9 protein-coding genes are annotated in these 10,584 nt (G+C 60.6%); 7 read left to right on the top strand and 2 right to left on the bottom strand.

Annotation, left to right across the window (positions count from 1 at the left end; genetic code table 11):
• On the bottom strand, positions 1 to 905 hold a 905-nt coding region (locus A37A_RS18610), incomplete at its 3' end, for a Druantia anti-phage system protein DruA (protein ID WP_018292068.1).
• A 152-nt stretch (positions 906 to 1,057) separates the two neighbouring features.
• Here A37A_RS18610 and bamD point away from each other — a divergent pair.
• The gene (gene bamD, locus A37A_RS0113750) at positions 1,058 to 2,131 is read left to right on the top strand and encodes an outer membrane protein assembly factor BamD (protein WP_020494473.1); all 1,074 of its coding nucleotides are present in this window, start codon (positions 1,058 to 1,060) and stop codon (positions 2,129 to 2,131) included.
• Complete coding sequence (gene lptE / locus A37A_RS0113745) at positions 2,128 to 2,670, top strand: LPS assembly lipoprotein LptE (protein WP_018292066.1); 543 nt, start codon at positions 2,128 to 2,130, stop codon at positions 2,668 to 2,670. Before bamD ends, lptE begins: the two co-directional genes overlap by 4 nt.
• Here the strand turns inward: lptE and thiD are convergent.
• A complete protein-coding gene (gene thiD / locus A37A_RS0113740) occupies positions 2,650 to 3,477 on the bottom strand; it encodes a bifunctional hydroxymethylpyrimidine kinase/phosphomethylpyrimidine kinase (RefSeq protein ID WP_018292065.1) in 828 nt (275 codons plus the stop codon). The genes lptE and thiD overlap by 21 nt on opposite strands.
• A 68-nt stretch (positions 3,478 to 3,545) precedes the next feature.
• On the opposite strand from thiD, the gene A37A_RS17655 reads away from it, so the two are divergent.
• The 5 genes from A37A_RS17655 (at position 3,546) to ltrA (ending at position 10,056) form a co-directional block, all read left to right on the top strand.
• Positions 3,546 to 3,962 carry an ApaG domain gene (locus A37A_RS17655; RefSeq protein ID WP_018292064.1) on the top strand — a complete coding sequence of 139 codons (417 nt, stop codon included), beginning with the start codon at positions 3,546 to 3,548 and terminating at the stop codon, positions 3,960 to 3,962.
• Between the two features lie 743 nt (positions 3,963 to 4,705).
• The gene (locus A37A_RS0113730; protein WP_020494470.1) at positions 4,706 to 5,017 is read left to right on the top strand and encodes a hypothetical protein; all 312 of its coding nucleotides are present in this window, start codon (positions 4,706 to 4,708) and stop codon (positions 5,015 to 5,017) included.
• 18 nt (positions 5,018 to 5,035) lie between these two features.
• Positions 5,036 to 6,202, top strand: a complete 1,167-nt coding sequence (gene tyrS, locus A37A_RS0113725; RefSeq protein ID WP_018292062.1) for a tyrosine--tRNA ligase — start codon at positions 5,036 to 5,038, stop codon at positions 6,200 to 6,202.
• 247 nt (positions 6,203 to 6,449) lie between these two features.
• On the top strand, positions 6,450 to 7,703 hold the full coding sequence (locus A37A_RS0113720; protein ID WP_155996691.1) for a hypothetical protein: 1,254 nt from the start codon (positions 6,450 to 6,452) through the stop codon (positions 7,701 to 7,703).
• Positions 7,704 to 8,736: 1,033 nt separating this feature from the next.
• The gene (gene ltrA / locus A37A_RS0113705) at positions 8,737 to 10,056 is read left to right on the top strand and encodes a group II intron reverse transcriptase/maturase (RefSeq protein ID WP_018292058.1); all 1,320 of its coding nucleotides are present in this window, start codon (positions 8,737 to 8,739) and stop codon (positions 10,054 to 10,056) included.
• The last annotated feature ends 528 nt before the right edge of the window (positions 10,057 to 10,584 follow it).

The following is a 10,584-nucleotide window of genomic DNA, read 5'->3' as shown; positions in this document are numbered from 1 at the left end:
CTGTAGCCGGGAACCGGATGAAAGCCTCCGGTGCCCTTCTTGAGCGGCAAGCCCAGCCGACGGCGCTGGGGCTGGGTCAGACTGGTGGCAAAACGGGCGATCTCGGCGATCTCCCGCCGCCCGGCCAAAAGCGCCATCGCGATCAAGGTCAATACCGGCCCGACCGGATAGTGGGCGTTCTTCTTGCGCGGATCGGGCGCTTTCCAAAAGACCTCCAGCAACGATTCGACTTGCTGGGCGTTGACCGGCAACGTGCCCGAGGGCCTCGCGCTCAAACCGGCGCGGCACTCTTGGGGTAACTGGACCGCTCGTAACGTTTGCCGCGCTTGCGCCGAAAGAGGACGCAACCAGAGCCGCTTGGGCCGGTCGTTGGGCAGGTAAAAATCGGCCCGATGGCGGCTGTAGCCCGCGCTGTAGCCAACCGCTTCCCAGTCGCTGGCCTTATAGCAAGTCCCCGCATAGGACTCCGGATCGGTGAAGCTCTCGGCCAAAAGCGGAGTGTAGCCAAAGCGATCCCGCCACTGCCCCGGCAACGCCCGCAAGGCCGCTCCCAAAGCTTGGGAGGCCAGATTGGGCGCCTGCCCCTTGGGAGTGAGCAGCAAAAAACGCCGATTTTGTACGATTAGCTTCAGCCGCTCCACCCGCTGTACGGCGCTCCATCCAATCCACTGATCCCGATCCTTGAGCGCGTAGCAGGCCGGCCCCCAAACCAGCAGCGCCACCGCCTGCCCATCTTGGGCAATGACTTGGCGCAAATAGTCGCCCACCGATCGCCCCGCCCCCAGATAGTGGCGTTCCTTCAACTGCCCATCGAACCATTCGATTTCTTCTGGAGAACTGGCAATCGAAACGTCTAATCCGCAATCTCTTACCCCACTGGCTCCTGAATGCAAAAGCTGTCTCATCAAGCCTATTGCATCGAAAACGTCGCCTCATGTCTAGCCTTTCTTTCCTTCCCTGGCGCAGAATCACTTGACCGTTCATAAAAAAAGGCCCTGGGATTCGCCGGCACCCCCCTTGACCATAGGCGTCAAGGACGCTAGTCTACCTGGCTACCGTGCTTCACCGGCGGCTTCTTCTTTTTGCCCTTCTACTTTTTGCGATGGTGCCCCCGAGGCTCTACGCCCCGCTTGTCTGGAGGCCGGGAGAGGGGTGGACCGACGAGAGCACGGGAGCCGGGCTCTCGGCTTCGAGCTCGCGCGACCAGCTCGCACTGGGGAAGAAGCTGTTTGACGCCAAGGACTACACCCATGCCTTGCAGGCGTTTGCCGTCCTGGTGCGCCGCTGGCCCTACTCCTTCTTTGCTCCGGAAGCGCAGTTCCGGATGGCCGAGTGCTTGGAAAAGGGGGGTGACTTTCTCAAAGCCGACAAGGCCTACGATAAGATGATTCAAAAATATCCGGCGAGCTCCTTTTTCGAGCAAGCGCTTGAGCGGAAGCTGGCCATCGGAAACCTCTACCTGGCGGGTGAGCCGCAGCGACTGCTCGGATTCCCATTCGGACCCTCCATGAAGATTGCGGTCGAGATCTACGAATCGATCATCCGTGCCGCTCCCTATGGCCGACTGGCTCCGATCGCGGAATTTCAGCTGGGGCTGGCGAGGACCAACGAGAAGAACTACTCGCAGGCGATTGCAGCCTTTAGCCGGATCCTCGACAAGTACCCGACCTCGGAGCTGGCCGCCGATGCCCAATACCAGATTGGGTACACCTGGTACGTTTCCGCCCTGGCCACGGCCTACGACCAGAACTCGGGGGAGAAGGCGACGGAGGCGTTCGAAGATTATATTGTTCGCTATCCGCTGGGAGACAAGGTGGCGGCCGCACGGGAGCATCTCACTCTGCTGAAGAAGCGGGCCACACTCGGCAGCTTCAATATCGCCGCCTTTTACGAGAAGGCGAAGAACTACAAGGCTGCCTTCATCTACTACAGCGACGTGATCCGGCAGAACCCCGAGTCGGAGCAGGGAAGGATTGCGGAGCAGAAGGTGAAGCTGCTCCGTCCAATGGTGGAAAAGGATCTCGGTCTGCCTTCCGCCGGGACAGCCCATGCTGGGTCGCCAGCGGGAGTCTCTTCTCTTCCGGAGCAGCCCGCCTCCCCTGGCGGAGGCACAGGAGCGAGCGGTCCGTGAGGGGGTGGTCGAAGGCGTCGGGAGGCGGGTGCTTCTGGCTGCTTCTGCTCTGGCTTCTCCCCGCTCTGACGGGCTGCTCCGGAGGCTACCGTCTTGGCGCAATCGGCGGCAAGCAGATGCACGGGCTTCGCACGATCTGGATTCCGACGGTGCGCAACAAGACGATCATCCCCCAGCTGCAATCGATGGTCACCAATGAGATCATCGATGCCTTCGACAACGACGGAAGCTTGCGCACGGTCGGCCCTGGGGAGGCGGATGCGGAGCTCGATGTCACGCTCACTGATTTTACCCGGGTGCCGATCCGTCCAGAACTGCTCGACCCGCTCACGACCGCGGAGTACCGGTTCGTCCTGATTGGGAGCGCAACGCTCTTGAACCGGAAGCTCGGGCGCAAGACGCTCAATGGCGTGGGTGTCTCGGGATCGAGCTTCTACTTTACCCAGATCAACATGCCGGAGGCACAGCGGCAGGTGATGCCCTGGGTGGCTCAGGACTTCGCCAAGCGGGTGGTGACGTTAGTCACCGAGGGGTGGTAGCTTGCCCGGTTCCGGCAAGGGAAGGAACGCGTAGGGCCCGAAGCGGAGCGTCTGCGGCAGAAGAGAGGTGAGCCACCCTTTGGCTGTGGCGATGGCGGAGACGAGCGAGTCTCCCCAGGCAAGCCGGGCGGTAATGGCGGCGGAAAGCGTGCAGCCGGTCCCGTGGGGACTCGCTCCCGGGACGCGTGGAGCCGTAAAGGATCGGAGGAGCCCGCCTTCGGCGAGCACGTCGACCGCCGACCTCCCCGAGAAATGGCCGCCCTTCAGGAGAAAGGGAACTCCGAATCGCTCCGCGAGCGCCAAGGCCGCGCCTGCTTGATCGTCCGGGGATTGGAGTGCCCTTCCCATCAGAAGCTCGGCTTCGCCCAGATTCGGGGTCACCAGCCGGGCGAGCGGGAAGAGGCATTCACCGAGAGCCGTTAGGGTGTCTCGCGCGGAAAGAGGCTCGCCACAGGAAGCGAGGAGCACGGGATCGACCACCAGCGGCAAACCGGGGCCGAGATCGGCGAGACGAGCCGCAGCTTCTCGGACGACTTCCGGACGGTAGAGCATTCCTGTTTTGACGGCGGCGATCGGGAGTGAGTCGAACACGGCCGCGATCTGGCTGCCGACCATTGAGGGTGAGACCGCCGAAATCGACAGTACCCTGCCGGGATGCTCGGCGACGATCGCGGTGATCGCGGTGGCGCCATAGGTGTGGAAGGCGGAGAACGTCTTGAGATCAGCTTGAATGCCGGCTCCGGCGCTCGAGTCGGAGCCAGCGATCGTCAGCACCACAGGAAGAGGGCCGGGAGGGAAAGAGTTCATCCAGGAGCCTTGCCAAAGGAAAAAAAGCGATCTAGTCTATTCCCGTCTGGCTTCTCTCAGACAGGGAAATGAAAGCCTCATCCGCCCCACAAACCGTACCCGGATTGGAGGTAAAGATCGAGCAGCTTCGTTTCGGCATGACCTCGGAGGAGGGAAGCGATCGCCCGTTCGTCTGTCAATATTACCTCAGCATCCGTAACGGGAGTGACCGGGTCATCCGGCTTCAGGGGAGAAAATGGGTTCTCACGGAGCAGGAGACCGGAGAAAAGGTGGTGATCGAGGGCGAAGGGATCGTTGGATCGTTTCCCGAGATTCCCTCCGGGGGAAAGTTCCGCTACTCGAGCTATCATCTCTATCGCCGAACCACGATGGCGGAAGGGGCCTATTTCGGGCGCGATGACGGCGGAAGGACCATCGTCGTCGCCATTCCGCCGTTTCACATGACCGCCGGTCTCGCGGGAGAGGCCGATCATGCACTTTTCTGAACCGCGGAGTCCTTGTCGCTTTCCCTGCCGGGAAATTCGTTGCGTCTGTTGGGCAATCGCCTATTCTTTAGCAGAGAGTTCTCAATAGCGAGACGGAGACAAAGAAGTTCTGCGCGTGGAAGAGGAAATCGCCGCTGGGTCAGAGGCTCGCCCCTCTCGAGTGGGGCCAGGGGAGCGATCGATCTGTTACGCAGGAAGAAGAGCTTCCCTGTTCCAGGCGCTCAGCGACGCTGCCGATTTGGCGCACCTCTGTAGTATCCATTGCCTGAGGAACGGCCAGAGTGCCCTTCGCTTCGGTCGGCGCTTGGCATCCGCCGGTTTATCCGCGTCTGCACGGATAGGTGGGTTGTCGTCGGTCGAGAAGGGAAGCCGTCGAGAGAGAACCGGGTGTACGAATCAAACGAAACAACCAGGAAGAGACCCATTCCGGCTCCTTGCCCCGATCGGGTATCCGGATCGGGAATCCTTCCATCAACGGACAGTCCATCATGAGTCAGGATCCATCATCATCAAGAAACTTCGGACGTTATCGCAGGCGAGACCAGCGGTCCAGGAGGCGTGGGAGCCGGGAAAGGCAGCCGGAGCCGCCGCAAAAGCTCTCCTTTGTAGAGAAAATCCAGGCGTTTTTCCAAGGGCTTTTCGGCAAGCGTCAACAAGCGCCGCCGCCCACAGCCCGCCTTGGAGGGGCGCGGGAGCGGGAGCCGCGGAAGCTCACCAGCCCTCCGCCGAAGAGCGAGGCGCCAATGTTCGAAACGGCCGTCGAGCCCTCCACGCCCAGACTTTACGTGGGAAACCTCTCCTATGACGCTGCGGAAAGCGACCTCTTCGACTATTTCGCGAAGGTCGGACAGGTGAAAAATGTCGACATCATTCGCGATCGGCGGACCAATCGCTCGAAGGGCTACGGATTTATCGAGATGGCGGACCTGGAAACAGCCAAGCAGGCCTTTACCCAGTTGAATCGCACCGATCTCCTTGGCCGCCAGATCGTGGTGAGCGGGGCGAAGTCGGAACGTCAGGACGGGCGAAGAGAGACATCCGAGCCTTCTCGCTAAGAGAAGCTGGCCGAGCCCATGGCAGTCGATGAGGCGCTGGAGGTGCTTCTCCGCGGCACCGAACAGGTCCACTCCATTCACGAGTTGCGGGAGCGGCTGGCGGCCTCCCGTCCGCTTCGGGTGAAGTTCGGGGTCGACCCGACCTCGCCCGATCTCCATCTCGGTCACTCGGTGCCACTCTTCAAGCTCCGCCAGTTCCAGGATCTGGGACATCAGGCGGTCCTGGTGATCGGGGATTTCACCGCCCAGATCGGCGATCCGACGGGGCGGAACGCGGCGCGACCCGAGGTCTCGATGGAGGAAGTCCGCCGCAACGCGGCGACCTACCGGGAGCAGGCCTTCCGGATCCTCGATCCCAACCGGGTTGAGATCCTCTGGAACGCGAGCTGGTTCGAGCCAATGACCAGCCGGGAGATGCTGCTCCTCCAGCGCCGGGCGACCGCAACCCAGATCCTGCAAAGACGGGACTTCCAACAGCGCTGGGAGAACGGCGAGCCCATCGGGCTTCACGAGCTCCTCTATCCCCTTCTCCAGGGTTGGGATTCGGTCATGGTGCGCGCCGACGTGGAGATCGGCGGCAGCGACCAGCTTTTCAACATGCTGATGGGCCGCGATCTCCAGGAACAGGTCAAACAGCCCCCCCAGGTTGTCCTGACCCTTCCCCTCCTGGAAGGGACCGATGGCGAGAACAAGATGAGCAAGTCGCTTGGGAATGCGATTGGCGTCGCCGAATCCCCTGATGAGATCTTCGGGAAGACGATGAGCATCTCCGACGAGCTCATGGGAAAATGGTATCCCATCTTCCTGGGAGCACCTCTCCCTCACAACGCGCACCCGATGGAGGCGAAGAAGGCCCTGGCCGAGCGGTTGGTGGCCCGCTTCCATGGCGAAGAGAAGGCCCAGAAGGCGCAGAAATCCTTCGAACGGGTCTTCTCCCATCGGGAGGTGCCGGAGGAGATTTCCGAGTTCGATCTCCCCGGCCGCGAAATGCCGATCCTCGAAATCCTCCTTTCGATTGGAGCGGCGCCGAGCAAGTCCGAGGCCAGGAGGCTGGTCACGCAGGGGGCGGTGCTGATCGATGGGATGCGGGTCACCGATCCCCGCTCTACCGTCCGGTTGGCGGACCAGCCGCTCCTCCGCTGCGGCAGGCGCTTCTTCGCGCGCCTCACGCCAAAGCAGGATTAACCCTCGCCGACAGGAGCCGGAACCCTTCCGGAACGGCCTGTCTGGCCGTTCGGGCGCCCTTCCCTCCGACGCCCGCAAGTCCTTCCCGAGAACCCGCTTGACCGAGCCTGCCCCTCGTGGAACGATCGCCCGCACCGGAAGCGATTTCCGGCTTTTCGCGGCCCGTTGGCGTTTGCCATACCAAATTCAGCGGGACTTCGAGAAGAAAGCGGTTCCGACTGTGGATTCAGGGGAGGTTGAGGTGGATATGACTAAGCACTGCTTTTTGGAAACGATGGGGATGGGACCGTTGCCCATCCTCGGGATCGTCTTGGTGATTGGCTTGGGCGCTATTGTCTTGGCCGCCATGTATCCAATCGCGATCACGACTTTCGTTGCGCATCTGTTGTTTGGTTCCGAGGGTGGTAAACTCGTAACTCACTCGGCTATCGAGAAAAGGTGCGCAAGGGTGCGTAATGCTCTCTATGGTTATATCTCCCTCATGGGTGTCTCCTTGCTTGTTGTTGGATTTATTGTGCGATCGACGTGGTTCTTCCTTCACCGAACAGGCATCGTGGCCGCGAACGTCGGGGAAAATTTGGCCTTTGCCGGATTCGTCTTCTCCGTGATCCTCGTGCCGGCTGGGTTGTTGCTGTATACAGGGTTAGTCCACGGATACGACACCGCTCTCCGATTAAGAAGGAACCAGATCGTGATCGCTAGCTTGTCAAAGCCACTATCCGAGAGAGATTCCCGATTGTGGGACGAGGTCAAAGAGTTGTGGAGATTGAATCTGGATCGAACTCAGTCTGGCTTCTGGCCGAGTTTGTGGCGGAGCTGGAGGGTTTGTTGGTGGAATTGGCTCGAATTGTTCGTCAAGGCGTTGCCGCCTCTATTGATTGCGGGAATTGTGGCAGCGGTTGTGGTTTTCTTCGTGGAGTCTGGTTGCCCCAATGCGGCAATGGGGAATGGACCCGTTTTGTTCCAGATCGTTTCCATGGTTGCTGCCGGGGGCTTGGTGATTGCCGGCGGGCTGGCGGGATCTCTGATCTTGCTTGCGATGCCCGAGCATGGTGACGGGGGTTGGTTATCCTTCATTGGCCCGATGGTTTATTTCGTTCCGTTCCTTCTCTGCCCTTTGAAGGCAGCGGATTACATTCCCCAGCAATTTGGGGGCTTCCGGCCGGAATGTTACGTGGCAACCTGGAAGGATAAGGCGGGAAGGCTCATCGTCCCGGACGAACGATATCGGAAACAGGCTCCGGCTGGGCTCGATTCCGAGAATGGCGTGCTGGTGAAGGTGAGGTATCGATCGGAGAAGCACCTGTATCTTGCGCCGGTCTGCGAGACGAAAAGGGAAGCTGGCGACCCGGCTGGCGGGAAAGTCCAAGAGCTTCCACGCTGCCTCATGGTGAGCACCGACGGGCTGCAGAGCCTGCAACCGATTACGTGTAACGAGATTCCGTGCGATGAGCAGAGCGGAGCCGGTCAAAAACCGGCCGCCGGCGAGCCCAAGCCGTAGCACGATCCTCCTCTCGATCGAAGCCGGAGCGGCGCCCGAGCAAGTCCCAAGGCGAAGCGGCTGGTCACGCAAAGGCTGCGCTGATCGACGGAATGTGGATCACCGATCCTCGCTCCACCGCTGTGGCAGGGGCTTCATCGCGCGGCTCCAGTCCGCCCGGGGAAATAGCATTCTCCGGAATCGCATCGGCTCTTCTTTCCTCGGGATCAACGCATCCCGGAAAGGAGGATGGCGTGGCCGATGCTTCGCGCACCCGAATCGAAGGTTCAGCAGCCGGAATGGCAAAGGAAACGTTTAGAGAGGGACGATCCTCCGGTGCTTCTGCCCGGAATTCTTTATGCCTCAGGCAAAGCGCTCGAAATCCTTGACCAGTCCGGCCTTGCTCGCACCATTTGTGTGGATTGCAAACTTTCGGCGAACGAGCATGGTCGGGACCAGGGGTGACGGCCGCCGAATGGGTAGCCGGAGCATGGCGGGATGGTCTGATTCGCTGAACTAGCCTGACTTTGACGTGCGCCGTGAAAAGGGTGCATCGCCCAGTGGGGAGGGAGTGATCCCCACCCGGTAACTATTGCTCCAGCCGGAAGCACCCGGAGCGGCTGCTGGTGGTAACGCCGGTGGTCGAAGCCTCTGGGAAAAGGCCCGGAAAGCGGGTCAGCGAGCAAGCAGGCCCTAACGGAAGTGAACGCTGAACAAAGCCTCGAAACGGGCAATGCGGACGCCGAGCTCGTGTCGAAGAAGCGAAGGCCGATGTTTCCCTGGGAAGGAGAGCATATGTGCACTGGAGAGAGCCGCCGGGGTATTGGGCGAGGGCATGCGTGCAAAGGACGATGCATCAACACGGGAGGCCCACCTGGCCGGGAGTTCGGGAAGACGCCGAGCGGACCGACCGCTGCCCTGCGAGGGGCCAAAGCGGGGCCGGGTGGGAATCGGATAGGCCCAAGGTACCGGAGAACTCGGAGAAAGACCGAGGGAGGGAAGGGGCCTTAGTTCAAGGGAAACGTACGAAGGAGAGAGAGCACGGAGATTGGCGATGAGTCTAGAACCTCCCTTGCGTGTTCGGAAGCTCCAGACGACGTTGCAGGAGAAAGCGAAGGCAAGTCCGACCTATCGCTTCTACTCCCTCTACGACAAGCTCTACCGCGAGGATGTGCTCGCCTACGCCTGGCTGCTCTGCCGAAAGAACAGCGGGGTAGCGGGAGTCGATGGGCAGACCTTCGAGAGGATCGAGGAAGAAGGGGTAGAGAGGTGGTTGGACCGATTGGCGGAAGAACTCCGAAACAAGACCTATCGGCCAGAGGCGGTTCGGCGGGTATGGATTCCCAAACCCGACGGAAAGCGACGGCCCTTAGGGATACCCATCATACGGGATCGGGTGGTACAGATGGCGGCGGTCCTCGTGCTGAGCCCGATCTTCGAGGTGGACTTACCAGAAGAGCAGTATGCCTATCGGGAAGGGCGAAGCGCCTTGGATGCGGTTAACCGGGTGCATGCTCTTCTCAAGGCGGGCTATACCGAGGTCATCGACGCCGACCTTGCCCAGTACTTCGACAACATTCCCCACCCGGCACTGATGAAGAGCCTGGCCCGGCGGATCTCCGACGGAGCCATGCTGGCTCTTTTGAAAGCCTGGCTGGAGATGCCCGTCGAGGAAGAAGACGCTCGGGAAGGAAAGCGGCGGACGACCCAAGCCAAGGATCGGGGACGCGGGACTCCGCAAGGGGCTCCCATCTCCCCCCTACTGGCGAACCTCTACATGAGGCGGTTTATCTTGGCATGGAAGCGGCAAGGATGGGCCGCCCGATGGGCGGCACACATTGTATCGTACGCCGACGACTATGTGATTCTTTGCCGGCATCACGCTCAGGAAGCCCGGAAGCAGATGGAGAGGATCATGGAGCGAATCGGGCTTACGGTGAACCAGGAAAAGACCCGGATCTGCCGAGTGCCGGAGCAGAGCTTCGACTTTCTCGGTTATACCTTTGGTCGTTGCTACCAGCCCATTACGGGCCGAAGCTACCTGGGGAAACAACCCTCCAAGAAGCGGGTGCAGCGGCTGCTGCAAAGCCTAAGCGAGCAGCTCGGTCGGAGCACCCAGGGACGGGAAGGCAAAGAGCTGGTAGCGCTCCTCAACCTCCGGCTGCGAGGATGGACAAATTACTTCTGTCTTGGCTCGATCAGCCGAGCGTACCGGGTGGTGGACCGTCACGTCCGGTATCGGCTCCGCCGGTGGCTCTGCCGCAAGCACAAGGTTCCTGGGCAAGGAACGACCCACTTCCCGGACGAGTTTCTCCGGGACCAGTTGGGTCTTCTTTCCCTGGCGAGCTTAACGCGGAGCCTGCCGTGGGCATAATCCTGCGCCAAACCTTGTCCGAAAGCCGAATGCGGGAAATCCGCACGTTCGGTTTGATGAGCGGGGAGTGGAAACGGACGATAGGGAGAGATACTCAGGCACTGCCAGACCGAAAGGAGCAGCTCCCGCTATGGCTCTCCTACGTCGCACCGCGCCACTCCTCGACTCTACACTTTTTTTCACCGACCTTGTGATTTATCAATTACTTACGGAAAGTATGTAGTACGTACGAGATGAAATAATATATCGGCGTGTATTCGTTGCGTTTGGCATAAAAGAGTACGTAATGTATTTTTGCGAGGTCAAGTCGCGGCAGAAGGGGAAGGTCTACAAGAGTTATTTCATCCGAGAGTCGTATCGGACCGAGAAAGGGCCGCGTTCCCGGACGATCTGCAATGTCACCGCGCTACCCGAAAGAGGTCCGGGAGCTGATTCGTTTGGGCTTGCAGGGGAAGAAGGTCGTCGAGGTCGAGAAGCTGGGACTGGAGGAGCAGTCGGACTTCGGGGGTCTGGCGGTTTTGCGGGAGG

Origin of the sequence: Verrucomicrobium sp. 3C (assembly GCF_000379365.1) — a bacterium.
GTDB lineage: Bacteria > Verrucomicrobiota > Verrucomicrobiia > Methylacidiphilales > Methylacidiphilaceae > Methylacidimicrobium.
This window is presented reverse-complemented; position numbering and strand designations above follow the sequence as displayed.

Bases quoted from the DNA above. Each gene is read 5' to 3' on its own strand.
- tyrS (WP_018292062.1), top strand. From the start codon at position 5,036: ATGGCAGTCGATGAGGCGCTGGAGGTGCTTCTCCGCGGCACCGAACAG.
- A37A_RS0113720 (WP_155996691.1), top strand. From the start codon at position 6,450: ATGACTAAGCACTGCTTTTTGGAAACGATGGGGATGGGACCGTTGCCC.
- A37A_RS17655 (WP_018292064.1), top strand. From the start codon at position 3,546: ATGAAAGCCTCATCCGCCCCACAAACCGTACCCGGATTGGAGGTAAAG.
- A37A_RS0113730 (WP_020494470.1), top strand. From the start codon at position 4,706: ATGTTCGAAACGGCCGTCGAGCCCTCCACGCCCAGACTTTACGTGGGA.
- ltrA (WP_018292058.1), top strand. From the start codon at position 8,737: ATGAGTCTAGAACCTCCCTTGCGTGTTCGGAAGCTCCAGACGACGTTG.
- thiD (WP_018292065.1), bottom strand. From the start codon at position 3,477: ATGAACTCTTTCCCTCCCGGCCCTCTTCCTGTGGTGCTGACGATCGCT.